Raw genomic sequence first — 26381 nt, 5'->3', positions numbered from 1 at the left:
AGGTGCAGGTGCAGCAACCGCCGCCGCCGCAGAACACCATCTCGGCTGCGACCAACACGCCTCCGCCGTCCCGGGACCTGGCTCCGCCCGCTCCTCCGGCAAACCCGGCTCCTTCGGCTCCGCCGTCCAAGGGTCCGAGCCGTACCGAGGCAGTGGCCGACTTCAATACCTGCGCGAAGCCGGAATACCCGAAATCGTCGCTGCGTAACGAGGAAACTGGTATCTCCACTATTTCGTTCCTGATCGGTGCCGACGGTCGGGTGATGGATTCCAAGATCACGAAGTCGAGCGGCTTCCGTGACCTGGACAAGGCAGCTCAGGCAGCTCTGGGTAAGTGCCGCTTCAAGGCAGCAACGGAGAATGGCGTGCCCGTGCAAGCATGGCAGCCGGTGCAGTACGTCTGGACGCTTGAATAAGAGAGACGCTCGTAAGAAAGTCTCAAGTTTTAAATTTCGTTGTCATTTGTTCAGCGAACTGTTCATTTTAAATTTTTGGAGGAAGCATGTTTAAGAATACCCGTTTGTCCGCTCTCCTGGCGGCAGTCCTGTTCTCGGTAACGGCAGCATCGGCCCTGGTGTCTGCACCGGCCTTCGCTGACGCACCAGCAGGCGCCGCAGCTCCGGCGGCAAGCGCACCGGCCGCCGACGCAGCAGCTCCGGCTGCCGACGCAGCAGCTCCGGCTGCCGCTCCGGCCGCCGAAGGCACCAAGGAAAAGGTCGAGAACCCGTACGGTCCCGCAAAAATGTGGGCAGAAGGCGACTTCGTCAACAAGGGCACCATCATCATCCTGTCGCTGATGTCGATCGGTTCGTGGTACATCATCATCACCAAGCTGCTGGACCAGGCCAAAGTGATGCGTCAGTCGAAGGAAACCACCCAGAAGTTCTGGAAAGCTCCGTCGATCGCTGCCGGCTCGGCACAACTGAAGGATGGCTCGCCGTTCCGCTTCATCGCTGAAACCGGCACCAAGGCAACCCAGCACCACGACGGCGCCCTGCTCGAGCAGATCGACCTGTCGACCTGGGTGACCATGCAGATCCAGCGCGCCGTGGACAAAGTCCAGTCGCGTCTGCAGGATGGCCTGTCGTTCCTGGCAACCGTCGGTTCGACCTCGCCGTTCATCGGTCTGTTCGGTACCGTCTGGGGCATCTACAACGCACTGACCGCTATCGGTATGTCGGGTAACGCCTCGATCGACAAGGTTGCAGGTCCGGTCGGTGAAGCACTGATCATGACTGCATTCGGTCTGTTCGTCGCAGTTCCGGCAGTTCTGGGTTACAACTGGCTGGTTCGCCGCAACAAGGCAGCCATGGAAGACATCCGTTCGTTCAGCGCCGACGTTCACTCGGTCCTGATCTCGGGCGCAATGTCGACCTCGGAAGCTGGTCGCGCGGCAGCGAGCGCCAAGAAAGTGGGATAAATTATGGCAATGAGTGTCGGCTCCGATTCCGGAGATGAAGATACCGTGATGTCAGAGATCAACACGACGCCGCTCGTCGACATCATGTTGGTTCTCCTGATCATCTTCCTTGTCACCAGCCCGGTGGTCCTGAAGTTGAAGAATGTCCACCTGCCGATTGAAGCGAACCAGGTCACCAAGACCAAGCCGGAAGACATCAACATCACTGTGACCTCCGAAGGCGAGATGTACTGGAATCAGAAACACATCGCTAACACGGATGAACTGTTCAAGTTCTTCGCGGAACAGTCGGTGAAGGTGCCGCAGCCTGCAGTCAAGATTCGCGGCGACCAGACCACCCGCTACGAAGCGATCGGCCGGGTGATCTATACGGCACAGCGTGCTGGGGTACAGAAGGTCGGTTTCATCATCGAACCGCCTGACAAGGGCTAAACCCCTCGGTGGCGCCGGGCTAGCCCGGCGCCACCGCCGTGCCCCGACATTTGAAAGGAAACACCATGGGTATGAACGTAGGTGGCGGCTCCGCCAGGAACGCAGAGCCGGAAGCAATGATGGAAATGAACATGACGCCGCTGATCGACGTCCTGCTCGTTCTCATCGTTATGATGATCATCACGATTCCGAAGCAAAACCACTCGGTCAATCTGAACATGCCGGTTGGCACCCCGCCGCCGCAGACGGAAAAACCGCAAGTGGTCACGATCGACGTGGACTTCGACGGCACCATCCTCTGGGATGGCCAAGCGATTCCTGATCGTGCAACTCTGGAAGCCAAGATGAACAGCATCGCTGCAATGCCTAACCAGCCGGAAGTGCATCTGCGTCCGAACAAGCTGGTTGAGTACAAGGCGGTTGCTGGCGTCATGGCGACGGCGCAGCGCCTGGGCGTTACCAAGATCGGTATGGTCGGTAACGAACAGTTCCAGTAAAGTCACTTTGGCTATAATGAACACGGCAGGGATTCCCTGCCGTGTCTATTTTGAAGGAAGAAATCTAACAATGTCCAAGTTCCGCCTCGCACATCTCGGCCTCGCACTGGCCGCACTCGGATTCACCGCTGCCGCTCCCGTGGTTGGCCTGGCTCCGGCTTACGCCGCCGAAACGGTCCGTCCGGAAATCGGCAAACCGCTGCAGCAAGCCCAGCAACAGATGAAGTCGGGCAAGAACAAGGAAGCTCTGGCGACACTGCGCCAGCTCGACAGCGTCAGCGGCAAATCCGCCAACGAAACCTATCTGATCGAAATGACCCGTCTCGGCGCCGCCGTGCAGGCCGGTGACTACGACACCGCCGCCAAGGCCTCCGAGACCCTGCTCGCCTCCGGCAAGCTGTCCGCCGCCCAAAAATCGCAGGTTTCCGAAGGCCTGATCGGCATCTACATGCGTGCCGGCGACCTGAACAAGGCGAATGCCGCGATCGAGAAGCAGCTGAAAGAGCGTGACGATCCGAAACTACGCGCCTACCTGCTGCAGAACTACTACAAGCAGGGCAACGTCGCCGCGCTGGAAAACGAGCTGCGCGCCGCCGAGAAGCGTGGTTCGCTGAGCGAAGACCAGCTGGGCATGCTGGCCAACATCCAGCTCAAGAAGAACGACAAGGCCGGCTACGTCAACACCATCGAAAAACTGGCAGCCAACTATCCGAAAGCCCAGTACTGGACCGACCTGCTGAACCGCGTGCAGAGCAAGCCGGGCTTCGCGAGCCGCCTGTCGGTGGACGTCTACCGCCTGAAACTGGCCAACAACCTGATGAAGAAGCCGAGCGAGTTCATGGAAATGGCCCAGCTCGTTCTGCAATCGAAAGCGCCGGCTGAAGCCGTGAAGGTCGTCGACAAGGGCTACAAGGCCGGCGCCCTGGGCACGGGTCCGGATGCCGATCGTCACCAGCGCCTGAAGGACCTGGCCGAGAAGAACCTGGCAGAGCAGAACAAGAACCTGGCCACCACCGAAGCCGACCTGACCAAGCTGGGCGACGAGGACGGCCTGCTGGCCCTGGGCTACGCCCTGGTGCAGGCCGGCCAGGCCGACAAGGGCCTGAAAATGATGGAAGCCGCCATCAAGTCGGGCAAGCTGAAGTATCCGGAAGATGCCAAGCTGCACCTGGGCGAGGCCTATGCTGCCGCCGGCAAGAAGCAGCAGGCCATCAACACGTTCAAAACCGTGGGCGGCAAGGATGGCACGGCCGACCTGGCCCGTTACTTCATCATGGCGATCAACAAGCCGGCGGCCTGAGCCCCGACTTTCTTCCCGCATCGCTGAAAAGCGCCGCCCTGCCCTGCAGGCGGCGCTTTTTTCTTTCCCATGGTCATATAGGGCATTGAGGGCATTGCGCTGTGCAACATGTCCTTTGCCGTATAATCTGGTATTTCGCCTCGGAGCACGAATCATCCAATGAAGGTATTTCGCGGACTTCCCAACGACAGGGCGCGCGCCCCTTGCGCACTCACGATCGGCAACTTCGACGGTGTCCACCGCGGACATCAGGCGTTGTTGGCGCACGTGACCGCGGCCGCACGGCGCCTTGGACTGGAATCCGCCGTGATGACCTTCGAGCCGCATCCGCGCGAATATTTCGCCCGCCGGGCAAACGACCTGTCGAAGGCGCCGGCCCGCATCGCCAACCTGCGCGACAAGCTGGAATCGCTATCCGAGGCAGGCGTCGACCGCGTCATCGTCGAGCATTTCAATGAGCACTTCGCCTCGATGTCACCGAGGGAATTCACGGAAAAGGTGCTGGTCGAAGGCCTGCACGTGAAGTGGCTGATGGTCGGCGAGGACTTCTGCTACGGCGCCCGCCGCGCCGGCAATGTCGCCCAGTTGCTTGAAGCCGGCAAGGAATACGGCTTCGAGGTGCACAGCCTGCCCGCCGTGCTGCACGACGCCACCCGGATCTCGTCCTCGGCCGTGCGCGCCGCGCTGGCGGCCGGCGATTTCGACGCCACCCGCGCCCTGCTCGGCCATCCCTATTCGATGTCCGGCCACGTGATCCATGGCGCCAAGCTCGGCCGTACGCTGGGCTTCCCGACCCTGAACCTGCGTGTCGCCCACCGCCCGGCCCTGGCCGGCATCTTCGTGGTGCAGGTACATGGCCTGGCGGATCAGCCGCTGCCGGCCGTCGCCAGCCTGGGCGTGCGCCCGACCGTCGAGGATGCGGGCCGCATGCTGCTCGAAGTCCATGTGTTCGACTGGAACCAGCCCTGCTACGGCAAGCTGGTGCGCGTCGAATTCCTGAAGAAACTGCGCGACGAAGAAAAATACGTCGACCTGCCGACCCTGACCGCGGCAATCGACCGTGACGCCCAGCAGGCACGGGCCTGGTTCGCCCAGCGCCGCGCTGCCCTCACCGCCACCGACCGAATTTGAACGTGAACGACCCCGGCCATGCCGCCTGACGCGGCGTGGTCCGCTCTACACGCTTCACGCACAACAGCAGTCCACTTTAGAAAAATCCTATGTCCGATACGAAGAACGGCCCGAAAGGCGCCAAACAAGGGGGCAACAAGCCCGACAGCAAATATCCGGTCAACATGACCGATACCGCCTTCCCGATGCGCGGCGACCTCGCCAAGCGCGAACCGGGCTGGGTCAAGCAATGGCAAGAGAAAAAGATTTACGAGCGCGTCCGCAAGGCGGCTGCCGGCCGTCCGAAGTTCGTGCTGCACGACGGTCCGCCCTACGCCAACGGTGACATCCACCTGGGCCACGCCGTCAACAAGATCCTGAAGGACATGGTCGTCAAATCGCGCACCATGGCCGGTTTCGACGCGCCCTATGTGCCGGGCTGGGACTGCCACGGCATGCCGATCGAGATCCAGATCGAAAAACTGTACGGCAAAAATCTACCGACTGCCGAAGTTCTTCAGAAAGCCCGCGCCTACGCCCTCGAGCAGATCGACCGCCAGCGCGCCGGCTTCATCCGCCTGGGCGTGCTGGGCGAATGGGACAATCCCTACATGACCATGGCCTACGGTAACGAGGCCGACGAACTGCGCGCCCTCGGCACGCTGCTGGAAAAGGGTTACGTCTACCGCGGCCTGAAGCCGGTGAACTGGTGCTTCGACTGCGGCTCGGCGCTGGCCGAGGCAGAGGTGGAATACCAGGACAAGCGCGATCCGGCGATCGACGTCGGCTTCCCGTTCGCGGAACCGCAAAAGCTGGCCGCCGCTTTCGGCCTGGCCGAACTGCCGGCAGGCGACGGCTTCATCGTGATCTGGACCACCACCCCGTGGACCATCCCGTCGAACCAGGCGCTGAACGTGCACCCGGAAGTGACGTATGCGCTGGTGAAGACCGAGAAGGACGGCAAGCCGGTCCTGCTGATCATCGCGAAAGACCTGGCGGAATCCGTCCTGCAGCGCTACAAGCTGGAAGGCGAGATCGTCGCGACCACCGAAGGCGCCAAGCTGGAAGGCATCCGCTTCAAGCACCCGTTGCACAAGGCCGATCCCTTCTACGACCGCACTTCGCCGGTCTACCTGGCCGATTACGTCACCACCGACAGCGGCACCGGCGTGGTCCACTCGGCCCCGGCCTACGGCCTGGAAGACTTCCAGTCCTGCAAGGCGCACGGCATGAAGGATGACGAAATCCTGAAACCGGTGATGGGCGACGGCCGCTTCGCCTCGACCCTGCCGCTGTTCGGCGGCATGACGATCTGGGAAGCCAGCAAACCGATCTGCTCCGCCCTGACCGAAGCGCGCGCCCTGTTCGAGCTGAAGATGTTCGACCACAGCTACATGCACTGCTGGCGCCACAAGACCCCGATCGTCTACCGCGCCACCAGCCAGTGGTTCGCCGGCATGGACGTTCTACCTGCGGACGGCGGCCCGACCCTGCGCGAGACCGCGCTGGCCGGCATCGACGCCACCAAATTCTTCCCGGACTGGGGCCAGGCGCGCCTGCACGGCATGATCGCCAACCGTCCGGACTGGACCCTGTCGCGCCAGCGCCAGTGGGGCGTGCCGATGGCCTTCTTCATCCACAAGGAGACCGGCGCGCTGCACCCGCGCACCCCGGAACTGCTGGAGCAGGTGGCCAAGCTGATCGAAGCGAACGGCATCGACGCCTGGCACCAGCTCGACCCGCGCGAGCTGCTGGGCGATGACGCCGAGATCTTTGAGAAGAACCGCGACACCCTGGACGTCTGGTTCGATTCCGGCACCACCCACCAGACCGTGCTGCGCGGCTCGCACAAGGAACAGCTGGCCTTCCCGGCCGACCTCTACCTGGAAGGCTCGGACCAGCACCGCGGCTGGTTCCACTCCTCGCTGCTGACCTCGTCGATGCTGAACGGCCGTCCGCCGTACAAGGCGCTGCTGACCCACGGTTTCACCGTCGACGAAAACGGCAAGAAGATGTCGAAGTCGCTGGGTAACACGCTGGCGCCGCAGAAGATCTCGGATACGCTGGGCGCCGACATCCTGCGCCTGTGGGTGGCCTCGACCGACTATACCGGCGAGCTGTCGATCGGCGAAGAGATCCTCAAGCGCGTGACCGAGTCCTACCGCCGCATCCGCAACACCCTGCGCTTCCTGCTGGCGAACACCTCGGACTTCGATCCGGCCAGGAACGCCGTGCCAGTGGCCGAGATGCTGGAGATCGACCGCTACGCGCTGGCCGAGACCGAGAAGCTGCAAGCCGACATCGCAGCCCATTTCGAACGCTACGAGTTCCACCCGGTGGTCGCCCGCCTGCAGAACTTCTGCTCGGAAGACCTGGGTGGCTTCTACCTCGACATCCTGAAGGACCGCCTGTACACGACCGGCGTCGACTCGCTCTCCCGCCGTTCGGCGCAGACCGCGCTGTGGCATATCGCGCACGCCCTGCTGCGCATCATGGCGCCGATCCTGTCCTTCACCACCGAGGAAGCCTGGGCCGTGTTCGCCGGCGAGAAAGCCTATGCGGAAAGCGACGAGACGATCTTTACCCAGACCCTCTGGAACTTCCCGGAGATCGCCGGCCGCGACGCCCTGGTGGCCAAGTACGCCCTGCTGCGCGCGGTGCGTGCCGACGTCACGAAGCAGCTCGAGGAAGTGCGCGCATCCGGCGCGATCGGCTCCTCGCTGCAGGCGGAACTGGCGCTCAAGGCCGCCGGCGAGAAGTACGACGCGCTGGCCAGCCTGGAAGACGACCTGAAGTTCGTCTTCATCACCTCGCAGGCGGGCGTCGAGAAGGTCGAGGACGCGGCCCAGGAAGCGGTGACCGTGACCCCGTCCGAAGCGGAAAAGTGCGAGCGCTGCTGGCACTACCGCCGCGACGTCGGCCACGACCATGCGCATCCGGGCCTGTGCGGCCGCTGCACGAGCAATCTGTTCGGCAGCGGTGAGCAGCGCCGCTTTGCCTAAGCATTGAGAAGCCGCCGCCCGCATGCGGTCCGACAGGGCCGCGCGGGCGGGCACCCCCTCCCTCATCGTCCAAGCCATGGCCACAAAAAAAACCAAACCAAGCTTCACCGCTGTCAAATCCAGCTCCGGCGCCAGCCTCGCGCCCTGGATTGGCATTGCCTTCATCGTGATCCTGCTCGACCAGATCAGCAAGATCACCATCACCCGCACCTTCATGCACGGCGAAGAGAAGCCGATCACCAGCTTCTTCAACCTGGTGCTGGCGTATAACCCGGGCGCCGCCTTCAGCTTCCTGTCCAACCAGGGCGGCTGGCAGAAGTACTTCTTCGCCGGCATCGCCATCGCCGCCGTGGTATTCATCATCTACCTGCTGCGCAAACACGCCGGCCAGCGCATGTTCTGCTGGGCCCTGGCCCTGATCATGGGCGGCGCGCTGGGCAACCTGATCGACCGCCTGGCCTACGGCCACGTGATCGACTTCCTCGATTTCCACCTGTCCGGCGTYGGCCACTTCCCGGCCTTTAACATCGCCGACAGCGCGATCACCATCGGTGCGGTCCTGTTCATCTTCGACGAACTGCGCCGGGTGAACAAGCACTAAGGAGCTTCCCATGAGCATGGACCTGAAGGGCAAGAAGATCGTCCTCGGCCTGTCCGGCGGCGTGGCCTGCTACAAGGCCGCGGAACTGTGCCGCGCCCTGGCCAAGGAAGGCGCGAGCGTGCAGGTCGTGATGACCGATGCCGCCACCCACTTCATCGGTCCGGTGACGATGCAGGCCCTGTCCGGCCGCACCGTCTACACCGACCAGTGGGACGGCCGCGTCCCCAACAACATGGCCCACATCGACCTGACACGCGACGCCGATGCGATCCTGGTCGCGCCCTGCTCGGCCGACTTCCTGTTCAAGCTGGCCCACGGCGCCACCGACGACCTGCTGTCGACCCTGTGCCTGGCGCGCCCGCACCAGGTGCCGCTGCTGGTGGCGCCGGCCATGAACGTCGAGATGTGGGAAAAGCCGGCGACCCAGCGCAACGTCGCGCAGCTGCGCGAAGACGGCGTGCAGATCTTTGGTCCGGCCGCCGGCTCCCAGGCCTGCGGCGAGACCGGCATGGGCCGCATGCTGGAGCCGCACGAGCTGCTGGAAGAGCTGGTGGCCTCGTTCCAGCCCAAGGTCCTGGCGGGCAAGCGCGTGCTGATCACGGCCGGTCCGACCTACGAGGCGATCGACCCGGTGCGCGGCATCACCAATCTGTCGTCCGGCAAGATGGGCTATGCGGTGGCGCGCGCCGCGCGCGAAGCCGGCGCCGAGGTGACCCTGGTATCGGGTCCGACCGCGCTCGACACGCCGCACGGCGTGCGCCGCATCGACGTGCAGAGCGCCCGGCAGATGCTGGACGCCGTCATGGCGGGCATCGCCGGCCAGCACATCTTCGTCGGCGTGGCCGCGGTGGCAGACTGGCGCGTCGAGAATGCCAGCGCGCAGAAGATCAAGAAGGACGGCAGCGGCACGCCGGAGCTGCAGTTCGCGCAGAATCCGGACATCCTCGCGACCGTCGCCGCCACCACCTCGCTGAGCGGCTGGCCCTACTGCGTCGGCTTTGCCGCCGAGTCGGAAAACCTGATCGAATACGGCGCCGCCAAGCGCGAGAAGAAAGGCATCCCTTTGTTGGTCGGCAATATCGGCCACCATACCTTCGGGCAGGATGAGAATGCCATCGTCCTGTTCGACGACAGCGGCCACACCGTGCTGCCACAGGCGGGCAAGCTGCAGCTGGCGCGCCAGCTGGTCTCGGAAATCGCCAAGCGCCTCGAACAGCGGTCGCTGCTTACCTGATCCACCCATCAACGCTTCACGCTCCACGCATCACTCTCCATGAAACAGATCGACCTCAAGATTCTCGACCCGCGCATGAAGGACTTCCTGCCCGCCTACGCCACCGGCGGCAGCGCGGGCCTGGACCTGCGCGCCTGCATCGATGCGCCGCTCGTGCTCGAACCGGGCCAGACGGTGCTGGTGCCGACCGGCCTCGCCATCCACATCGCCGACCCGGGCCATGCGGCAATGATCCTGCCGCGCAGTGGCCTCGGCCATAAGAACGGCATCGTTCTCGGCAATCTGGTAGGCTTGATCGACTCCGATTACCAGGGCCAGCTGATGGTATCGACCTGGAACCGGGGCCAGTCCACGTTCACGCTGCAGCCGATGGACAGGCTTGCGCAGCTGGTCGTGGTTCCCGTCGTTCAGGTTGGTTTCAACGTCGTGGAGGAGTTCGCATCGAGCGACCGGGGCGCCGGAGGATTCGGCAGCACCGGCAAACAATAAACCAGACATGAGGAGCACATGAGCGCCAATCGCTTCGCGGCTGCATTCGCCACATCCATCGCCCTGCTGTTGACCGGCTGCGCCACCCAGGCACCGCAGCAGCCAGGAACGGTACCGCGCGTCGTCGAACGCACGCCCGAGGCGCCTGTACTGAACCCGCAGATGGCCGCCGCCGCCGACACCCTGACCAAGATGGCGGACCTGCAAAATCGCCTGTACAAGGTGGCCGCTCCCCTCCTCATCCAGAACGCCGAACTGTGCAAGGGCCAGGCCAGGGCCCTGCTCGGCTTTACCGCCAAGAACCGCTGGTCCTACCCGGGCGACTACAACGAGGCCGCGCATGTCGCCTTCGGCATGGACGAACGCCTGCAGGTGACCAGCGTGCTGGCCGGCAGCGGCGCCGCCAAGGCCGGCCTGCAGACCGGCGACGTGCTGCTCTCCGCCGGCGGCAAGCCGCTGCCCACCGGCCAGCACGCGCTGAGCCAGGCCGGCAGCATCTTCGGCAAGATCATCGCTTCCCAGGCCACGCTGCCGATGACGGTGGAACGCCACGACAGCGAGCGCCAGCTCTCGATTCCGGTCACGCGCGCCTGCGCCTTCGCGATCGAACTGGGCAACGCCGACAACGTCAACGCCTATGCCGACGGCTCGCGCGTGCTGGTCACGCGCGGCATGATCAACTTCACGCGCAACGACGAGGAACTGGCCTACGTGCTGGCCAAGACCATGGCCCACAACATGCTCGGCCACGCCGCCGCCCAGCGCAACGTGTCGACCATCGGCAGCATCATCGACAACCTCAAGAGCGTCACGCCGGACACTTCGATGCTGATCGGCAGCGGCGGCGTCAAGGCCATGCCGCCCGAGATGGATGCCGCCGCCGACCGCCTCAGCCTCTACCTGGCCGCCCGCGCCGGCTACGGCATCGACAACGCCGACAATTTCTGGAAGCGCCTGAACGAAACGCATCCGGCCACGGTGCTGAACGGCTACAGCGCCAACCACCCGGCCATCGCGGCACGCCTGGCGGCGATCGAGAAGGCGCAGGCGGAAATCAAGGCCAAGAAGGCGGCGAAGAAGGCCTTGGTGCCGTAAGCCTGTAACCGTCATTCCCGGGCCGTCAGCAGCTGCCCAGCATTTTTTGTATCATTGCCAGTTCCCCGCCGCACTTTCCAATTCGGCAGCAAGAAACGGAGAGCCTTCGGCGCCGCATCAGGCCATCATGCCTGACGCTTCACACGGAATAACGCAATGAACACCGCCAACCTGCTGCGCCTCATCTCCCTTGCCGCCATCTGGGGCGGCTCCTTCCTCTTCATGCGCATCAGCGCCCCCGTGCTGGGGCCGGCGGTACTGATCGAGTTCCGCGTGTTGTTCGCCGCCCTGTTCCTGGCCGCGGTCGGCTTCGTGCTGAAGAAGCGCCTCGACCTGCGCGCCAACTGGAAACATTTCTTCATCCTCGGCTTCTTCAATTCCGCCCTGCCCTTCCTGCTGTTCGCGTTCGGCGCGCGCACCCTGTCGGCATCGGTGCTGTCGGTGCTGAACGCCACCGCGCCGATGTGGGGCGCGATCGTCGGCGCGATCTGGACCCGCCATGCGATCGGCCTGCGCACCGCCCTCGGCCTGCTGCTGGGAACGGCGGGCGTGGCCCTGCTGGTCGGCTTCGATCATGTCTCCAGCAAGCCGGGCGCCGGCCTGGCCGTGGCCGCCGCCCTCGTGGCCGCGCTGAGCTACGGCATCGCCAGCCAGTATGCGCGCTCGGCGAAGAGCGTCGAACCCTTCGCCAACGCCCACGGCACCATGTGGACCTCGAGCCTGATGGTGCTGCCGGCCCTGCCCTTCTTCCCGATGACGGGCACGCCGACACCAGGCATCGTCGGCGCGGTCGTGGCGCTGGGCGTGCTGTGCAGCGGCATCGCCTACATCCTCTACTTCCGCCTGATCGAGGAAGTCGGCACCACGTCGGCCCTGACGGTCACCTTCCTGAACCCGGTATTCGGCATCCTGTGGGGCGCCCTCTTCCTCGGCGAGACCATCGGCTGGTACACCATCGCCGGCTCCGCCATCGTGCTGCTCGGCACCGCCCTGGTGACGGGCTTCGTGCCGCGCTTCGGCCGCGGCGCGGAGCGGCGCTCCACTGCACCGGCAGCAGGTAAATGAGCCGCTTCGAACTGGCCATCGCGCTGCCGCCGGACTACCGCCGGCAGGACGTCTTCACCTTCCACGGCCGTGACGCCGAAGGCCTGGCCGAGCGCATCGACGCCCGCACCATCCGAAAGGGCGTGATGGTCGACGGCGTGCCGGCGGTGCTCGGCATCGACCTGGGCACGCATCCGGACCGGGCCCTGTGCACGGTCGACATCGATGCCGCCCGGCTGCCGGCCCAGGTGGAGGGCATGCTGCTCAACGTGCTGGGCCTGCGCATCGATCCCGCTCCGTTCGAGGCGCAGGTAGCGGACGATCCCCTGTTCGCGCCGCTGGTGGCGCGTGAGCACGGGCTGCGCGTGATCCAGTCGGCCAGCGTCTTCGAAGCCCTGAGCTGGGCCGTCATCGGCCAGCAGATCAACCTGGCGTTCGCGATCTCCCTGCGCCGCACCTTCATCTCGCTGGCCGGCTGCGCGCACCCGGACGGCCTGTGGTGCTATCCTGACGCGGAGGATGCGGCCCGCCTCGACCTCGACCAGCTCACCAGCCGCAAGTTCTCGCGCGCCAAGGCCGAGACCCTGCTGCGGCTGGCGCGCCTGCTGGCCGACGGACTGCTTCCCCTGGACCGCGATGCCGATCTGCACGAGGTCGGCGAGCGCCTGCTGGCGGTAAAGGGCATCGGTCCCTGGACCGTGAATTACGGCCTGCTGCGCGGCTATGGCTTTGCCGATTGCTCGCTCGAAGGCGACGTTGCCGTGCGGACCGCCATCGCCCGCCTGCTCGGCACGGCGGAACGCCCGAACCTGGCGGAAGCCGCGGCCTTTCTCGCCAACTGCCGCCCGCATCGCACCATGGCCGCGGCCCACCTGTGGGCGAGCCTGAGCTAACACAAGGCGGCGGCATCCCGCCTGGTGAGACTGATGAGGTCGTCAGCTACGGGGGTCGGGAATGAAAGCACGAGCATGCATCTGCGTACTGCTGCTGGCCTGGGCCGGCAGCGCCAAGGCCGGCGATGAGACGGCCGACAGCGGCACTTATCTTTCGGTGCAGCACGGCGGCGGCCGCATCGAGGGCGGCCAGGCCGTCGGCAACCGCTGGATGCGCAGCCGCGCCGGCGAACTGCGCATCGGCCGGCCGCTGAACGAGGCTGCCGGCAGCCGCATCGACGTCGTCTACTACAACGAAGGCCACCCCGACAACAATCACCGCGACGGCTTCGCCCTGCAATGGGCGGGTGTCTGGCGCGCCGGCGAGCGGATGTCCGCCGAGTTCGGCGTCGGCCCCTACCTGAGCATGAACACGACCTTCCTCGACGGCCGCCAGCTCGACGATACCCGCTGGGGCCTGCTGCTCAGCGCGGCGCTGCGCATGCGGCTGTTCTCCGCGCCGGAGGGAACGTATGTGCGCCTGGGCTTCAACCATGCCCAGATGCCGGGCGTGCACCGCTCGGATGCCCTGATGCTCGGCGTCGCCCGCCAGTTCGGGCCGGTTGCGCAGGGGCCGATCCGCGAAGCGTCCACGCCGCTCTGGTTCGGCGTGTCGGGCGGCGCAGCGGTCACCAGCATGCCCGGCACCGCCACCGGCCGCGTCACCGTGCTCGATGCCGGCCGCGACCTCGACCACGGCGCCGTGCACTGGGCCTGGTCGGCGCGGATCCTGTTGGAAGGCAGCGACGGCAGCCGCGTCGACCGGCGCGGCCTGGCGGGCCAGCTCCGCTACGTGCAGGAAGTCACGTCGGGCTTTTCGATGAGCGCAGGAATCGGTCCGTATTTCGCCAGGAACCGCCGCGAGCGCGACCAGACCGACGCCCCGGTGCGCGGCAACCTCCTGATCAGCCTGCAGGCCGAGCGCGCCCTGTCGCGCGATATCCAGGTCTTTTTCGACTTCGGACGCGTAAAAACCTTTGTCCGGATGGACGACCGCGATCTGTTTCTGGTGGGGATACGCAAGCGGTATTAAACTTAGGTCATGAACATTAAACCGACCTTATCCGTTTCCCTGCTCGCCATGCTGCTCGCATGCGCCAGCCCCGCCCAGGCCCAGAGCGCTCAACGTACCCAGAACGCACCGACCGACATCACCGATGCCCCGGACGACCACGGCGCCTACCTGTCGGCGATATTCGGCAACGGCCGCATCCAAGGCGGCAATGCCGAGGGTAACGTCTGGATGCGCGGACGCACCTTCGAGGTTCGCGCGGGACGCCAGCAGCGCACCCTGTTCGGTTCGCCCCTGCCGGACACGCTCAGCGAACGAATCGACTTCGTCCATTACAACGAAGGCCATCCGGACAACAACCACCGCGACGGTTTCGCCGTGCAATGGCTGATGGTGCGCCAGCTGGGCGCGGGCAGTGCCATCGAGCTGGGCATCGGCCCCTACCTGAGCATGAACACGACCGTCATCGACGGCCGCCAGATCGACGACGCCAACGTCGGCGCGCTGGCCAGCGTGGGCCTGCGGCTGCCGCTGAACTTCATGCCGCAAGGCACCCACCTGCGCATCGGCTACAACCACGTACAGATGCGCAATGTGCACCGCTCCGATGCGCTGATGATCGGCATCGGCCGCCAGTTCGGCCGCTCGGAAGCCGATCCCGAAACCGACCCCGCCGACGGCCAGACCTGGTTCGGCATCTCGGGCGGCAACTCGATCACCAATATGTCCGGCACCGACGCCGCCCTGGCCGCCGTGCTGGAAGCGCGCCGCTACCTGGGCGAGCGCATGGAGCACTGGGCCGTGTCCGGCAAGTTCCTGTTCGAAGGCGACGACGGCGCCCGGGTCGATCGCCGCGGCGTGGCCGCCCAGTTGTTCTACGTGCAGCGGGTCACGCCGCGCTTCGCGATCAGCGCCGGACTCGGCCCCTATGTCGCCCGCAACCGGCGCGACGACAACATCACCCACGGCAACCTGCTGATCACCTTCCAGGCCGAGCACGCCGTGTCGCGCCACGCGCGCGTGTTCGCGAACTTCAACCGGGTCAAGACCTTCCGCCAGACCGACGACCGCGACCTGTTCCAGGTGGGATTCCTGAAGGACTTCTAAGTGTGTTCGCAGCCTCCGTGCGGCTGCTCACTTCCAGCGCGGCAGGCCGTCGAACTGCTGGGCGCCTTCGCCGGCGAAGCGGATCAGTTCGGACAAGGGCACGGTGGCCAGGTTGTCGCGCCCGTAATGGCCGCCCAGCGCGCTCGGTATCTTGAGGCAGTACTTGCGGCCGGCGCTGAGCGGACCCAGCGTGGATTCGGCCAGGCGCACCTGTTCGGGCATATACCAGTCGTTCAGGAATTCCTGGTTATACGACAGGGCATCGAGGGCGGCGCGGTCTTCGGCCACCGGTTCGCAGCACAGGTCCTGCGGCGACAGGCGCCAGTAGCGGTCCTCGTCGTCGCGGATGATCAGGTTGCCGAAGGCATTCTCCCCGAGCACTTCCACGGCGTTCAGGCCGGTCCAGCCCCAGGCTTCGTTAATCTCGTCCACAGTTATCATCGAAAGACTCCGCATTCGGCCGACATGTCTTCGACCGGACTGGGCCGCAGGGGTTGCGGCGAAGGAGATGGGGATTGAGGCGCTTCAGGCGCTGCCGGGGCCGGCAGGGAAAATGAAAAGGCCGCTGATCCTGAACAGGATCAACGGCCTTGGAATCTGGTTGCGGGGACAGGATTTGAACCTGTGACCTTCGGGTTATGAGCCCGACGAGCTGCCAGACTGCTCCACCCCGCGTCTGATGGTTCGTATTATACGCAGCTCCGGCCATTTGCGCAATGCCGGTCCGGTTTGCCGGGCCGGGGGCGGCATAAGCTGCCTGCATGGGGCCTCGCAGCGCGTACGGATTGCGGCACAGCCGGCACGATACGGTGGTAAAGTAAGGGCAACGTTACTACCTACTTTTTTCATGAAATTCTGCTCCGAGTGCGCCCATCCGGTGACGGTGGCCATCCCCGAAGGCGACAACCGTCCGCGCTACGTGTGCACCCAATGCGGCACCATCCATTACCAGAACCCGAAGATGGTGATCGGCTCGATTCCTGTCTGGGAACAGGACGGCGAACTCAAGGTACTGCTGTGCAAGCGCGCGATCGAGCCGCGCTACGGCTACTGGACGCTGCCGGCCGGCTTCATGGAAAACGAAGAGACCACCGGCCAGGCCGCGGTGCGCGAGACCGAGGAGGAAGCCGGCGCCAACGTCGAACTCGGCGACCTGTTCACCCTGCTCAACGTCGCCCACGTGCACCAGGTCCACCTGTTCTACCTGGCGCGCCTGCTCGACCTGGATTTCGCGCCCGGCATCGAGAGTCTGGACGTGCAGCTGTACGCCGAACACGAGATCCCCTGGGACGAGCTGGCCTTCCCGACCATCCGCACCACGCTGGAGCTGTTCTTCGCCGACCGTCGCAAGGTGCTCGAAGGCGGCAGCTACGGTTTTCACAGCCGCGACATCACGAGGCCGATGCGAGCCCCCGTCGAACCCGATTGACCCATCCCGCACCATGATTCCCTGGCTCGAGGCAAATACGCCGTTCCCCGACGTATCCGAAGCGTTGACCACCGACGCGCCCGGCCTGCTCGCGGCCGGCGCCGACCTCTCGCCCCAGCGCCTGCTGCAGGCCTACCGCAACGGCATCTTCCCCTGGTTCTCGGAAGGCCAGCCCATCCTGTGGTGGAGCACCGATCCGCGCATGGTGCTGTACACCGACCACTTCAAGATTTCCGACAGCCTCAAAAAGACCCTGCGCAAGGTCGAACGTTCGCGCTGCGAGGACGGCCCGTGGGTGGTGCGCTTCGACAGCGCCTTCGAATCCGTGATGCGCTCCTGCGCCGCGCCGCGCAAGGACGGGCCCGGCACCTGGATCTCCGAAGACATCATCGCCGGCTATACCGGCCTTCACCGGATGGGTTACGCGCATTCGGCGGAAGTGTGGCTGGACGGCGAACTTGTCGGCGGCGCCTATGGCGTCTGCATCGGCCGCATGTTCTACGGCGAGTCGATGTTCGCGCGCGTGTCCGACGCCTCCAAGGTGGCGCTGGCCTACCTGGTCGCTTTCCTGCGCAGCCATGGCGTACGCATGCTCGACTGCCAGCAGGAGACCGGCCACCTGGCCTCGCTCGGCGCCTTCCCGATTCCGCGCAAGGTCTTCCTCGACCACCTGCGGCAGGCGATCGCCGAGCCCCCCATCGAGAGGTGGGAAGTTACGTCACCGTTGACCACCTAACGGTGCGCCGCGCCGTCTTTGGCTACAATGGGTCAAACACGTCGTCTCGAGAGCATTGCATGACGCACTTAAATGACTTGCCCTTTTCCACGCTGCAGTTCTATACCACGGCGCCCTATCCGTGCAGCTACCTCGACGCGCGCCAGGCGCGCTCGCAGGTCGCCACGCCTTCGCACCTGATCAACGCGGACGTGTATTCGGAACTGGTGCGCAACGGTTTCCGCCGCAGCGGGATCTTTACTTACCGGCCCTACTGCGACGGCTGCCGCGCCTGCATCCCCGTGCGCGTGGCCGTCAACGACTTCGCGCCCAACCGCAGCCAGCGCCGCGCCTGGAAGCGCCACGCGGACCTGTCCGCGATGGTGGCCAACCTGTCGTTCTCGGACGAGCACTATGCGCTCTACCTGCGCTACCAGACCACCCGCCACGTCGGCGGCGGCATGGACCAGGACAGCCGCGACCAGTACGCCCAGTTCCTGCTGCAGAGCCGCGTGAATACGCGCCTGGTGGAGTTCCGCGAGCCGGACGGCACGCTGCGGATGGTGTCGATCATCGACGTGCTCTCCGACGGCCTGTCATCGGTCTATACCTTCTTCGATCCCGACGTCGAGGGCGCTTCCTTCGGCACCTTCAACGTGATGTGGCAGATCGAGCAGGCGCGCGAGCTGGGCCTGCCCTACGTCTACCTGGGCTACTGGATCGAACAGAGCCCCAAGATGGCGTACAAGATCAATTTCCGGCCGCTGGAGGCGCGCATCGACGGCGTGTGGGGCGTGCTGGAACCCTGACCCCGGGCGGTGCGCCAGACCCACCCGTACAAGGTAGAATGTCGGCAACTCACTTTTGGCCAGCCATGTCCGACAAACTCTTGTACGCCCTCGCCCGCCCGCTGCTGTTTTCCCTCGATCCCGAAACGGCCCACAACCTGACCCTGCCCGCCTTGCGCCGCGCGCACGCGCTCGGCCTGACCGGCCTGGTCAGGAAGCCCAGGCCCGACCCGCGCACCGTGATGGGCATCACCTTCCCGAACCCGGTCGGCCTGGCCGCCGGCCTCGACAAGGACGGCGCCTATATCGACGGCCTGGCGGCCCTGGGCTTCGGCTCGATCGAAGTCGGCACCGTGACGCCGCGCCCGCAGGCCGGCAATCCGAAGCCGCGCATCTTCCGCCTGCCCGCCGCGCGCGCCATCATCAACCGCATGGGCTTCAACAACGGCGGCGTCGACGCCTTCGTCGCCAACGTGCGCGCTTCGCGCTTCTACCTGGAGCAGCAGGGCGTGCTCGGCCTGAACATCGGCAAGAACGCCGACACCCCGATCGAACGCGCCGCCGAGGACTACCTGCACTGCCTGCGCAAGGTCTACCCTTACGCCAGCTACGTGACGGTGAACATCTCGTCGCCGAACACCAAGAACCTGCGCCAGTTGCAGGGCGCCTCCGAACTCGACGCCCTGCTGGGCCAGCTCAAGGGCGAGCAGTCGCGCCTGGCCGACGAGCACGGCCGCTACGTGCCGCTGGCCCTGAAGATCGCGCCCGACGTCGACGCCGACCAGATCCGCGACATCGGCGCGGCCCTGCTGCGCCACGGCATCGACGGCGTGATCGCCACCAACACCACGCTCGGCCGCCGCGACGTCGAGAACCTCCGCCACGCCAACCAGCAGGGCGGCCTGTCCGGCGCCCCCGTGTTCGACCTGTCGAACATCGTGATCCGCGCGCTCAAGAAGGAAGTCGGCGATGCGGTCCCGATCATTGGCGTGGGCGGCATCCTGAGCGGCCGCGACGCCAAGGCCAAGATCGCGGCCGGCGCCCAGCTGGTGCAGTTGTACAGCGGACTGATCTACCGTGGGCCGGGGCTGGTGAAGGAGTGTGCGGACGCGCTCAGGGAGCAGAACCCGGTGCTCAGCCGCGCAAGCTGAAAGGATCCGAATGAAGACGAACAAACTCGGCCGCACCGACCTCACCGTCTCCCGCGTCTGCCTCGGCACCATGACCTTCGGCGAACAGAACACCGAAGCCGACGCGCATAGCCAGCTCGACTACGCACTCGAACGCGGCATCAACTTCATCGACACCGCCGAGATGTACCCGGTACCGCCCAGCGCCGGCACCCAGGGCTCGACCGAACGCTTCATCGGCAGCTGGCTCAGGAAATCCGGCAAGCGCGGCCAGGTCGTGCTGGCCACCAAGGCCGCCGGCCCGAACGCGAACCAGACCTGGATCCGCGGCGGCCGGCACAACCTGGATGCGAACAACATCCGCGCCGCCGTCGACGAGAGCCTGAAGCGCCTGCAGACCGACTACATCGACCTCTACCAGCTGCACTGGCCGAGCCGCAACGTGCCGATCTTCGGCGCCAACCAGTTCGAGCCGAAGAAGGAACGCGCCGGTGTGCCGATCGAGGACACGCTGGCCGTGCTGGGCGAACTCATCAAGGAAGGCAAGATCCGCCACATCGGGGTGTCGAACGAGAGCCCGTGGGGCGTGTGCGAGTACATCAAACAGGCCGAGATGAAGGGCCTGCCGCGCATCGCCACCATCCAGAATCTGTACAACCTGACCGCGCGCGCCTTCGAAACCACGCTGCTGGACGAAGTCTGCTACCGCGAAGACGTGAGCCTGCTGGCCTACAGCCCCCTCGCCTTCGGCCAGCTGAGCGCCAAGTACGTCGACAACCCGCAGGCACGCGGCCGCCTCACGATCTATCCGCCGACCTGGAGCCCGCGCTACTTGCGTCCGGCCGTGTTCGCGGCAGTGAAGGAATATGCGGAACTGGCGCGTGCCAACGGATTGAGCCCTGCGCAGATGTCGCTGGCGTGGTGCCATTCGCGCTGGTTCGTGGGGTCGACCATCATCGGGGCGACCACGCTGGCGCAGCTGAAGGAGAACATCGATGCGGAGAGCACCGTCTTGCCGGTCGAAGTGATGAAGGCGATCGATGAGATTCATGGGCGGTATACAAATCCCGGCCAGTAACTTCTGACCGTCGTCCCCGCGCAGGCGGGGACCCAGGTTGGCAGCCGACCACCGAACCTGGATTCCCGCCTGCGCGGGAATGACGGCGGTAACTATTCCGCCACGACGGGATGCAGCGCCCGCTCGATATCCGCCCGCGTAAAGCCCTGGGCAAACCGCTCGATGAAGTCATACGCATACGCCCGCAGGTAAGCCCCCTTGCGCACCGCCAGCCGGGTCACATTCGGCGCAAACAGGTGTGAGGACTCGATCGCCCGCAGCCCGCGGTCACGTCCATGGTCGAAGGCCATCGAAGCGACGATACCGACCCCCATCCCCAGCGACACATACTGCTTGATCACGTCCGAATCCATGGCGGTGAGGACGATGTCCGGATTCACGCCGGCGGCCGCGAAGGCGGCGTCGATGTGGCCGCGGCCGGTGAAGCCGACGTCGTAGGTGATCAGGGGATACTCGGCCAGGTCGGCCAGCTTGATCGGGCTTTTCTGCAGCAGCGGATGGCCGTCCGGCACCACCACCAGGTGGCTCCAGCGGTAGCACGGGAAGGAGACCAGGTCGGGGAAGGTCGACAGGCCCTCGGTGGCGATGCCGATGTCGGCGCGGCCCGAGAGCACCCATTCGGCGATGTGGTCCGGCGCGCTCTGCTGCAAGGCGATGCGCACGCCGGGGAAGCTGGTGCGGAAGGCCTGTACCACCTGCGGCAGCGCATAGCGGGCCTGGGTGTGGGTGACGGCGACGGTGAGCGTGCCGCTGTCCTGGGCCGCGTACTCGCTGCTGGCCTGCTGCAGGTTCTCGGCCTCGACCAGCAGGCGCTCGATGATCTTGAGGATGCCCTTGCCGGGATCCGTCATGCCGGTCAGGCGCTTGCCGTTGCGCTCGAAGATGACCACGCCCAGCTCGTCCTCGAGCTCGCGGATCTGGCGCGACACCCCGGGCTGCGAGGTGAACAGGGCGTTCGCCACATCGGTCAGGTTGAAATTGCGGCGCGCCGCCTCGCGCACCGAACGCAGCTGCTGAAAGTTCATATTCCCTCACCCTGATCGACGAAAACGTGCATGCGGCGCGGCTTCACCAGCAGGGTCTCGCCGTCGCGCAGATTGAGCGCGCGGAACTGCTCATTTGGTATCACTGCTTCGATCAATTGAGCATTGTCGGCGCGCTCCAGATCGAGCTGGGCCAGCGGGCCGATCGCATGCGCGCGGCGCAGCTTGACCGGCACGCCCTCGCCGCCCGGCACGAAGCGCTCGACCTCGAGGTCGTGCGGACGCACATAGGCGATGCCCTCGCCGTTCTGCACGCCGGCATACTGGGGCGCATGGAACTTCGCATCGCCGCTGGCCAGCACGCCGTCGTTGACGCGGCCGTGGAAGAGGTTGACGTTGCCCAGGAAGCCGTAGACGAAGGGCGAAGCCGGCTGGTTGTAGACGGCGTCCGGCGTACCGAGCTGTTCGACGCGGCCCTTGTTCATCAGGACCACCTGGTCGGCCACTTCCAGCGCTTCTTCCTGGTCGTGGGTGACGAAGATCGAGGTCACGTGCAGTTCGTCGTGCAGCTGGCGCAGCCAGCGGCGCAGTTCCTTGCGCACCTTGGCGTCCAGCGCGCCGAAGGGTTCGTCGAGCAGCAGCACGCGCGGCTCCACGGCAAGGGCACGGGCCAGGGCAATACGCTGGCGCTGGCCGCCGGACAGTTGCGGCGGATAGCGGTCGGCGATCCAGTCGAGCTGCACCAGTTCGAGCAGCTTTTTCACTTTCTCGCGGATCTGGGCTTCGCTCGGGCGTTCCTTGCGCGGTTTCACCCTTAAGCCAAACGCGACGTTCTCGAACACCGTCATGTGCTTGAACAGCGCATAGTGCTGGAACACGAAGCCGACCTGGCGCTCGCGCACGTGGCTGGCGGAGGCATCGGCGCCGTCCAGCAGCACGCGGCCGGCGTCCGGAAACTCCAGGCCGGCGATGATGCGCAGCAGCGTGGTCTTGCCGCAGCCGGAAGGCCCGAGCAGCGCGGTCAGCTCGCCGTCCGCGAACTGCAGGGAAACGTCATCCAGGGCCGTGAACTGGCCGAACTGCTTGCGGATGTGTTGGACTTCGATCGTCATGCCGATTGCTCCGAAATGTTGGCTTTGCGGCTTTGATGCAAGCGCCATTCGATAAAGGATTTCACCGCCAGCGTGACCAGGGCCAGCAGGGCCAGCAGCGAGGCGATCGCGAACGCCGCCGTGAAGTTGTATTCGTTGTAGAGGATCTCGACCTGCAGCGGCATGGTGTTGGTCTCGCCGCGGATGTGGCCCGACACCACGGACACGGCGCCGAACTCGCCCATCGCGCGGGCATTACACAGGATCACGCCGTACAGCAGGCCCCACTTGATGTTGGGGAGGGTCACGCGGCGAAAGGTCGCCCAGCCGGACGCGCCCAGCACCAGCGCCGCCTCTTCTTCCTCGCTGCCCTGGGCCTGCATCAGCGGGATCAGCTCGCGCGCCACGAAGGGGAAGGTAATGAAGACGGTCGCCAGCACGATGCCCGGCACCGCGAACAGGATCTTGATGTCGTGGTCCATCAGCCAGGGGCCGAACCAGCCCTGGGAACCGAACATCAGCACGTAGATCAGGCCGGCGATCACGGGCGAGACCGAGAACGGCAGGTCGATCAAGGTCAGCAGGATGCTCTTGCCGCGGAAGTCGAACTTGGCGATGGCCCAGGCCGCTGCCACGCCGAACACCAGGTTCAGCGGCACCGAGATGAGGGCCGCGATCAGGGTCAGCTTGATGGCCGACAGCGCGTCCGGATCGAGGATCGCTTCCTTGTAGGTGGACCAGCCGTTCTTCAGCGCTTCGGCGAACACGGCCACCAGGGGCACGAACAGGAACAGGGTCAGGAACAGCAGCGCCACCGTGATCAATGCGTAGCGCACCCAGCCCGGCTCAAGGGTATTGGTGGCCTTGCGCGGCGCCCGTGCGGCGGCCGCGTCGGCCGGTTTGATGTCGTCGAGGACTGCGCTCATTTACTTGCCCGCCCGTTTGCGTGCCCAGGCCTGCAGCAGATTGATGGCCAGCAGGAGGAGGAAGGACGCGACCAGCATGACCACGGCGATCGCGGTGGCGCCGGTGTAGTCGTACTGCTCCAGCTTGGTGATGATGAACAGCGGCGTGATCTCCGAGACCATCGGCATGTTGCCGGCGATGAAGACGACCGAGCCGTATTCGCCGGTGGCGCGCGCGAAGGCCAGCGCGAAGCCGGTCAGCAGCGCCGGCACGATGCCCGGCAGGATCACGCGGGTGAAGGTCTGCCAGGGGCTGGCGCCCAGGCTGGCGGCGGCCTCTTCCAGCTCGCGTTCGGCGTCTTCCAGCACCGGCTGCACGGTGCGCACCACGAAGGGCAGCCCGATGAAGGTCAGCGCCACCACCACGCCCAGCGGGGTGAAGGCGACCTTGATGCCGAGCGGTTCCAGGTATTTGCCGATCCAGCCGTTGCTCGAATAGAGGGCGGTCAGGGTGATGCCGGCCACCGCGGTCGGCAGCGCGAACGGCAGGTCGACCAGGGCGTCGATGAAGCGCTTGCCGGGAAACTGGTAGCGCACCAGCACCCAGGCGACGATGCCGCCGAATACGACGTTGATGGCGGCGCCGATCAGGGCCGCGCCGAAGCTCAGGCGGTAGGAAGCCATCACGCGTTCCGAGGTGACGGCGTTCCAGAACGCGTCCCAGCTCATGGTGAAGGTTTTCAGGAAGATCGCCGACAGCGGGATCAGCACGATCAGCGCCAAGTAGAAGATCGTGAAGCCGAGCGACAGCCCGAAGCCGGGAATCACCCGGTTGGCGCTGCTGCGGCTGGTCACTAGCGTATTCATGGAAGGGCCTTATTACAATTTCTTCTAATAGGGCGCCATAATTGCACGCGAATTACATATTACAAACGAAGCATTTTCTATTTGTATAGAAGATTTCGGTATGAGGCCGCCGCCTCAGTAGATCAGCTTCAGCGCCACCCCGGCCAGGGTCATCGCCAGCAAACCGCGCAGGAAGCCTTCCGGCACCGCCTTCGCGGCCCAGGAACCGAGGGTGATGCCCGGTACCGAACCGACCAGCAGGGTCACCAGCAGCATCCAGTTGATCGAGCCCAGCCACCAGTGGCCGAAGGCGGCGATCGCGGTCAGCGGCACGGCATAGGCGATGTCGGTGCCCGCGACTTCCGCCGGGCTCAGCTTCGGATACAGCATCACCAGCAGGGTGGCGCCGATCGCACCGGCGCCGATCGAGGACACGGTGACCAGGGTGCCGAGGATGGCGCCGGCGGCGATGGTGGCGGCCGCCAGGCTCCTGCCCTGCAGCTGGCGCCCGGGTCTGGCGTGGACCCAGGCCAGCATGCGGGTGCGGAACAGGATCGCCACCACGGTCAGCAGCACGGAGACGGCGATCGAATAGCGGATCACCTGGCCGATGGCGGCGTTCAGGGGACCGAGGTATTGCAGGGCCAGGGTGGCCAGCAGTGCGGCGGGCAGCGCGCCCATGCACAGGCGGCCGACGATGTGCCACTGGACGTTACCGCGCTTGCGGTGGGTGATGGTGCCGGCGCTCTTGGTGAGCGAGGCGAAGGCGAGGTCGGTACCGACGGCCACCGACGGCGTGACGCCGAACAGCAGCGTCAGGAGCGGCGTCATCAGCGAGCCGCCGCCGACGCCGGTCATTCCGACCAGCAAACCGACGGCGAACCCCGACAGGATATACGTTAAGGACATGCTTTACCCCCAGATTGGCTCCAAGGGTAAAGTGCCTCAACCGTAAAGCAAACAACAGATTACTTCTTTGCTTATGCAAGCCTTGCGCATGGGCACGGGGAGCATTACTTGTTCGGCTGCGGGGTGAGGCGCAGGTAAGGACGCGGCGCCGAATAGCCTTTCGGGTATTTCTGCTTGAGCTGTTCCGGATCCTGGATGGTCAGCGGGATGATGACGTCGTCGCCATCCTTCCAGTTGCCCGGGGTCGCGACGGTGTAGCCGTCGGTCAGCTGCAGGGCGTCGATCACGCGCAGGACTTCGTCGAAGTTGCGGCCGGTGCTCATCGGGTAGGTGATGATCAGGCGCACTTTCTTGGCCGGGTCGATCACGAACAGCGAGCGCACGGTGGCGGTGGCCGACTGGTTCGGGTGGATCATGTCGTACAGCTCGGAGACCGATTTGTCCGCATCGGCGATGATCGGGAAGCCGACCACGGTCTGCTGGGTTTCCTCGATATCCTTGATCCAGGCCTTGTGCTGCTCGGCCGGGTCGACCGACAGGGCGATGGCCTTGACGTTGCGCTTGTCGAATTCCGGCTTCAGTTTTGCGGTCAGGCCCAGCTCGGTCGTGCACACCGGCGTGAAGTCGGCCGGGTGCGAGAACAGTACCACCCAGGAATCGCCCGCCCAGTCGTGGAAGCGGATGCGGCCAATGGTGGAGTCCTGCTCGAAATCGGGAGCGGTGTCGCCCAGGCGTAAAGTCATGCTGATCTCCTTCAGGTTAAGGGACTGAAACTGCGGTCAAAAAAAGCGGTTGTACAAGACCACGGCCCAGGTCGCGGCAGCCATCGTGATCGCCAGTGCCACCGCCGCGCTGCCCAGGTCCTTGGCGGCCTTGGACAGCGGATGGCGCTCCAGCGACACACGGTCGACCACCGCCTCGATGGCGGCGTTGATCAGCTCCACCAGCAATACCAGTCCGAGCACCGCGATCAGGGCCAGCTTCTGGAAGGCGGACACCGGCAGCAAGAGCGCGACGATCGCCGCCGGCACCGCCACCATCAGTTCCTGGCGGAAAGCATGCTCATGCCGCCAGGCCGTCTTGAAGCCTTCGATCGAATAACGGAAAGCGCCGGCGATCCGCGCCAGTCCGCCCTTGCTCTTGAACTCGCTGCTTGGTTGATCCATGGGTGTCGTGATTGCTTGCAGGATTGGCATTATGCCCCACTCCGAAACAACGCGTTAAACACAATT

At 65.1% G+C, this 26381-nt stretch carries 28 protein-coding genes and 1 tRNA gene; 20 read left to right on the top strand and 9 right to left on the bottom strand.

Translation table 11 applies throughout. The annotated features are described in order from the left end of the window. The 15 genes from AC1DIX_RS14835 to AC1DIX_RS14765 form a co-directional block, all read left to right on the top strand. Nucleotides 1-416, top strand: a 416-nt coding sequence (locus AC1DIX_RS14835) for an energy transducer TonB (protein ID WP_477325307.1), incomplete at its 5' end; no start/stop codon positions are given. An 86-nt stretch (nucleotides 417-502) separates the two neighbouring features. Then, the gene (locus AC1DIX_RS14830) at nucleotides 503-1420 is read left to right on the top strand and encodes a MotA/TolQ/ExbB proton channel family protein (protein WP_442123388.1); all 918 of its coding nucleotides are present in this window, start codon (nucleotides 503-505) and stop codon (nucleotides 1418-1420) included. Nucleotides 1421-1423: 3 nt separating this feature from the next. Beyond that, on the top strand, nucleotides 1424-1852 hold the full coding sequence (locus AC1DIX_RS14825) for an ExbD/TolR family protein (RefSeq protein ID WP_442123387.1): 429 nt from the start codon (nucleotides 1424-1426) through the stop codon (nucleotides 1850-1852). Between the two features lie 65 nt (nucleotides 1853-1917). Beyond that, a complete protein-coding gene (locus AC1DIX_RS14820; RefSeq protein ID WP_442123386.1) occupies nucleotides 1918-2349 on the top strand; it encodes an ExbD/TolR family protein in 432 nt (143 codons plus the stop codon). Nucleotides 2350-2419: 70 nt separating this feature from the next. Next, nucleotides 2420-3649, top strand: a complete 1230-nt coding sequence (locus AC1DIX_RS14815; protein ID WP_477252927.1) for a tetratricopeptide repeat protein — start codon at nucleotides 2420-2422, stop codon at nucleotides 3647-3649. A gap of 159 nt (nucleotides 3650-3808) precedes the next feature. Beyond that, on the top strand, nucleotides 3809-4780 hold the full coding sequence (locus AC1DIX_RS14810) for a bifunctional riboflavin kinase/FAD synthetase (protein ID WP_477325304.1): 972 nt from the start codon (nucleotides 3809-3811) through the stop codon (nucleotides 4778-4780). A gap of 89 nt (nucleotides 4781-4869) precedes the next feature. After that, nucleotides 4870-7761 carry an isoleucine--tRNA ligase gene (gene ileS, locus AC1DIX_RS14805; protein WP_477325302.1) on the top strand — a complete coding sequence of 964 codons (2892 nt, stop codon included), beginning with the start codon at nucleotides 4870-4872 and terminating at the stop codon, nucleotides 7759-7761. A 76-nt stretch (nucleotides 7762-7837) separates the two neighbouring features. Continuing rightward, on the top strand, nucleotides 7838-8362 hold the full coding sequence (lspA, locus tag AC1DIX_RS14800) for a signal peptidase II (RefSeq protein ID WP_442123382.1): 525 nt from the start codon (nucleotides 7838-7840) through the stop codon (nucleotides 8360-8362). A 16-nt stretch (nucleotides 8363-8378) separates the two neighbouring features. Further along, on the top strand, nucleotides 8379-9596 hold the full coding sequence (coaBC, locus tag AC1DIX_RS14795; protein WP_442123441.1) for a bifunctional phosphopantothenoylcysteine decarboxylase/phosphopantothenate--cysteine ligase CoaBC: 1218 nt from the start codon (nucleotides 8379-8381) through the stop codon (nucleotides 9594-9596). A gap of 39 nt (nucleotides 9597-9635) precedes the next feature. Beyond that, nucleotides 9636-10085 carry a dUTP diphosphatase gene (gene dut / locus AC1DIX_RS14790; protein WP_477252933.1) on the top strand — a complete coding sequence of 150 codons (450 nt, stop codon included), beginning with the start codon at nucleotides 9636-9638 and terminating at the stop codon, nucleotides 10083-10085. 18 nt (nucleotides 10086-10103) lie between these two features. After that, nucleotides 10104-11180: a M48 family metallopeptidase gene (locus AC1DIX_RS14785; RefSeq protein WP_477325300.1), complete on the top strand. Its 1077-nt coding sequence runs from the start codon at nucleotides 10104-10106 to the stop codon at nucleotides 11178-11180. A 156-nt stretch (nucleotides 11181-11336) separates the two neighbouring features. Then, nucleotides 11337-12245 carry a DMT family transporter gene (locus tag AC1DIX_RS14780; protein WP_477325298.1) on the top strand — a complete coding sequence of 303 codons (909 nt, stop codon included), beginning with the start codon at nucleotides 11337-11339 and terminating at the stop codon, nucleotides 12243-12245. Continuing rightward, entirely contained in the window at nucleotides 12242-13117 is an 876-nt protein-coding gene (locus AC1DIX_RS14775; protein ID WP_477325296.1) for a DNA-3-methyladenine glycosylase 2, read from the top strand. The genes AC1DIX_RS14780 and AC1DIX_RS14775 overlap by 4 nt, the downstream gene beginning before the upstream one ends. A 61-nt stretch (nucleotides 13118-13178) precedes the next feature. Further along, a complete protein-coding gene (locus tag AC1DIX_RS14770; protein ID WP_477325294.1) occupies nucleotides 13179-14189 on the top strand; it encodes a hypothetical protein in 1011 nt (336 codons plus the stop codon). A 9-nt stretch (nucleotides 14190-14198) separates the two neighbouring features. After that, the gene (locus tag AC1DIX_RS14765) at nucleotides 14199-15275 is read left to right on the top strand and encodes a hypothetical protein (RefSeq protein ID WP_477325292.1); all 1077 of its coding nucleotides are present in this window, start codon (nucleotides 14199-14201) and stop codon (nucleotides 15273-15275) included. Between the two features lie 27 nt (nucleotides 15276-15302). Here the strand turns inward: AC1DIX_RS14765 and AC1DIX_RS14760 are convergent, their stop codons facing one another. Continuing rightward, on the bottom strand, nucleotides 15303-15716 hold the full coding sequence (locus AC1DIX_RS14760; protein ID WP_477325290.1) for a T6SS immunity protein Tdi1 domain-containing protein: 414 nt from the start codon (nucleotides 15714-15716) through the stop codon (nucleotides 15303-15305). 157 nt (nucleotides 15717-15873) lie between these two features. Then, nucleotides 15874-15950, bottom strand: a tRNA-Met gene (locus AC1DIX_RS14755). 172 nt (nucleotides 15951-16122) lie between these two features. Here AC1DIX_RS14755 and AC1DIX_RS14750 point away from each other — a divergent pair. From AC1DIX_RS14750 to AC1DIX_RS14730, 5 genes are all read left to right on the top strand, one after another. Next, the gene (locus AC1DIX_RS14750) at nucleotides 16123-16704 is read left to right on the top strand and encodes an NUDIX hydrolase (RefSeq protein WP_477325288.1); all 582 of its coding nucleotides are present in this window, start codon (nucleotides 16123-16125) and stop codon (nucleotides 16702-16704) included. 13 nt (nucleotides 16705-16717) lie between these two features. Then, entirely contained in the window at nucleotides 16718-17440 is a 723-nt protein-coding gene (gene aat, locus AC1DIX_RS14745; RefSeq protein WP_442123373.1) for a leucyl/phenylalanyl-tRNA--protein transferase, read from the top strand. Nucleotides 17441-17499: 59 nt separating this feature from the next. After that, nucleotides 17500-18228, top strand: a complete 729-nt coding sequence (locus AC1DIX_RS14740) for an arginyltransferase (RefSeq protein ID WP_477252946.1) — start codon at nucleotides 17500-17502, stop codon at nucleotides 18226-18228. Between the two features lie 65 nt (nucleotides 18229-18293). Next, entirely contained in the window at nucleotides 18294-19358 is a 1065-nt protein-coding gene (locus AC1DIX_RS14735) for a quinone-dependent dihydroorotate dehydrogenase (RefSeq protein ID WP_477325286.1), read from the top strand. Between the two features lie 10 nt (nucleotides 19359-19368). Next, entirely contained in the window at nucleotides 19369-20415 is a 1047-nt protein-coding gene (locus tag AC1DIX_RS14730) for an aldo/keto reductase (RefSeq protein WP_442123370.1), read from the top strand. Between the two features lie 92 nt (nucleotides 20416-20507). On the opposite strand, the gene AC1DIX_RS14725 is transcribed toward AC1DIX_RS14730, so the two are convergent. The 7 genes from AC1DIX_RS14725 to AC1DIX_RS14695 form a co-directional block, all read right to left on the bottom strand. Next, nucleotides 20508-21440 carry a CysB family HTH-type transcriptional regulator gene (locus AC1DIX_RS14725; RefSeq protein WP_442123369.1) on the bottom strand — a complete coding sequence of 311 codons (933 nt, stop codon included), beginning with the start codon at nucleotides 21438-21440 and terminating at the stop codon, nucleotides 20508-20510. Beyond that, the gene (locus tag AC1DIX_RS14720) at nucleotides 21437-22510 is read right to left on the bottom strand and encodes a sulfate/molybdate ABC transporter ATP-binding protein (RefSeq protein ID WP_442123368.1); all 1074 of its coding nucleotides are present in this window, start codon (nucleotides 22508-22510) and stop codon (nucleotides 21437-21439) included. Before AC1DIX_RS14720 ends, AC1DIX_RS14725 begins: the two co-directional genes overlap by 4 nt. Then, nucleotides 22507-23415, bottom strand: coding sequence for a sulfate ABC transporter permease subunit CysW (cysW, locus tag AC1DIX_RS14715; protein WP_442123367.1), 909 nt, complete (start codon nucleotides 23413-23415; stop codon nucleotides 22507-22509). The genes AC1DIX_RS14720 and cysW overlap by 4 nt, the downstream gene beginning before the upstream one ends. Then, nucleotides 23416-24261, bottom strand: coding sequence for a sulfate ABC transporter permease subunit CysT (gene cysT, locus AC1DIX_RS14710; protein WP_442123366.1), 846 nt, complete (start codon nucleotides 24259-24261; stop codon nucleotides 23416-23418). It lies immediately after the preceding gene. Nucleotides 24262-24375: 114 nt separating this feature from the next. After that, nucleotides 24376-25149: a sulfite exporter TauE/SafE family protein gene (locus AC1DIX_RS14705; protein WP_477252950.1), complete on the bottom strand. Its 774-nt coding sequence runs from the start codon at nucleotides 25147-25149 to the stop codon at nucleotides 24376-24378. Between the two features lie 104 nt (nucleotides 25150-25253). Beyond that, nucleotides 25254-25892 (bottom strand): peroxiredoxin, encoded by a 639-nt coding sequence (locus tag AC1DIX_RS14700; protein WP_477252952.1) that lies wholly within the window; start codon nucleotides 25890-25892, stop codon nucleotides 25254-25256. Nucleotides 25893-25928: 36 nt separating this feature from the next. After that, nucleotides 25929-26315, bottom strand: coding sequence for a diacylglycerol kinase (locus tag AC1DIX_RS14695; RefSeq protein WP_477252954.1), 387 nt, complete (start codon nucleotides 26313-26315; stop codon nucleotides 25929-25931). Between the last annotated feature and the right edge of the window lie 66 nt (nucleotides 26316-26381).

The sequence above is a fragment of the Massilia sp. 05N420 genome (genome assembly GCF_056397205.1).
The sequence above is the reverse complement of the archived record's forward strand: the minus strand, read 5'-3'. Positions and strand labels throughout refer to the sequence as shown.

Excerpts from the sequence above, each read along its gene's own strand:
- AC1DIX_RS14830 (WP_442123388.1), top strand. The coding sequence starts at position 503 with ATGTTTAAGAATACCCGTTTGTCCGCTCTCCTGGCGGCAGTCCTGTTC.
- AC1DIX_RS14825 (WP_442123387.1), top strand. The coding sequence starts at position 1,424 with ATGGCAATGAGTGTCGGCTCCGATTCCGGAGATGAAGATACCGTGATG.
- AC1DIX_RS14820 (WP_442123386.1), top strand. The coding sequence starts at position 1,918 with ATGGGTATGAACGTAGGTGGCGGCTCCGCCAGGAACGCAGAGCCGGAA.
- AC1DIX_RS14815 (WP_477252927.1), top strand. The coding sequence starts at position 2,420 with ATGTCCAAGTTCCGCCTCGCACATCTCGGCCTCGCACTGGCCGCACTC.
- AC1DIX_RS14810 (WP_477325304.1), top strand. The coding sequence starts at position 3,809 with ATGAAGGTATTTCGCGGACTTCCCAACGACAGGGCGCGCGCCCCTTGC.
- ileS (WP_477325302.1), top strand. The coding sequence starts at position 4,870 with ATGTCCGATACGAAGAACGGCCCGAAAGGCGCCAAACAAGGGGGCAAC.
- coaBC (WP_442123441.1), top strand. The coding sequence starts at position 8,379 with ATGGACCTGAAGGGCAAGAAGATCGTCCTCGGCCTGTCCGGCGGCGTG.
- dut (WP_477252933.1), top strand. The coding sequence starts at position 9,636 with ATGAAACAGATCGACCTCAAGATTCTCGACCCGCGCATGAAGGACTTC.
- AC1DIX_RS14785 (WP_477325300.1), top strand. The coding sequence starts at position 10,104 with ATGAGCGCCAATCGCTTCGCGGCTGCATTCGCCACATCCATCGCCCTG.
- AC1DIX_RS14780 (WP_477325298.1), top strand. The coding sequence starts at position 11,337 with ATGAACACCGCCAACCTGCTGCGCCTCATCTCCCTTGCCGCCATCTGG.
- AC1DIX_RS14775 (WP_477325296.1), top strand. The coding sequence starts at position 12,242 with ATGAGCCGCTTCGAACTGGCCATCGCGCTGCCGCCGGACTACCGCCGG.
- AC1DIX_RS14770 (WP_477325294.1), top strand. The coding sequence starts at position 13,179 with ATGAAAGCACGAGCATGCATCTGCGTACTGCTGCTGGCCTGGGCCGGC.
- AC1DIX_RS14765 (WP_477325292.1), top strand. The coding sequence starts at position 14,199 with ATGAACATTAAACCGACCTTATCCGTTTCCCTGCTCGCCATGCTGCTC.
- AC1DIX_RS14760 (WP_477325290.1), bottom strand. The coding sequence starts at position 15,716 with ATGATAACTGTGGACGAGATTAACGAAGCCTGGGGCTGGACCGGCCTG.
- AC1DIX_RS14750 (WP_477325288.1), top strand. The coding sequence starts at position 16,123 with ATGAAATTCTGCTCCGAGTGCGCCCATCCGGTGACGGTGGCCATCCCC.
- aat (WP_442123373.1), top strand. The coding sequence starts at position 16,718 with ATGATTCCCTGGCTCGAGGCAAATACGCCGTTCCCCGACGTATCCGAA.
- AC1DIX_RS14740 (WP_477252946.1), top strand. The coding sequence starts at position 17,500 with ATGACGCACTTAAATGACTTGCCCTTTTCCACGCTGCAGTTCTATACC.
- AC1DIX_RS14735 (WP_477325286.1), top strand. The coding sequence starts at position 18,294 with ATGTCCGACAAACTCTTGTACGCCCTCGCCCGCCCGCTGCTGTTTTCC.
- AC1DIX_RS14730 (WP_442123370.1), top strand. The coding sequence starts at position 19,369 with ATGAAGACGAACAAACTCGGCCGCACCGACCTCACCGTCTCCCGCGTC.
- AC1DIX_RS14725 (WP_442123369.1), bottom strand. The coding sequence starts at position 21,440 with ATGAACTTTCAGCAGCTGCGTTCGGTGCGCGAGGCGGCGCGCCGCAAT.
- AC1DIX_RS14720 (WP_442123368.1), bottom strand. The coding sequence starts at position 22,510 with ATGACGATCGAAGTCCAACACATCCGCAAGCAGTTCGGCCAGTTCACG.
- cysW (WP_442123367.1), bottom strand. The coding sequence starts at position 23,415 with ATGAGCGCAGTCCTCGACGACATCAAACCGGCCGACGCGGCCGCCGCA.
- cysT (WP_442123366.1), bottom strand. The coding sequence starts at position 24,261 with ATGAATACGCTAGTGACCAGCCGCAGCAGCGCCAACCGGGTGATTCCC.
- AC1DIX_RS14705 (WP_477252950.1), bottom strand. The coding sequence starts at position 25,149 with ATGTCCTTAACGTATATCCTGTCGGGGTTCGCCGTCGGTTTGCTGGTC.
- AC1DIX_RS14700 (WP_477252952.1), bottom strand. The coding sequence starts at position 25,892 with ATGACTTTACGCCTGGGCGACACCGCTCCCGATTTCGAGCAGGACTCC.
- AC1DIX_RS14695 (WP_477252954.1), bottom strand. The coding sequence starts at position 26,315 with ATGGATCAACCAAGCAGCGAGTTCAAGAGCAAGGGCGGACTGGCGCGG.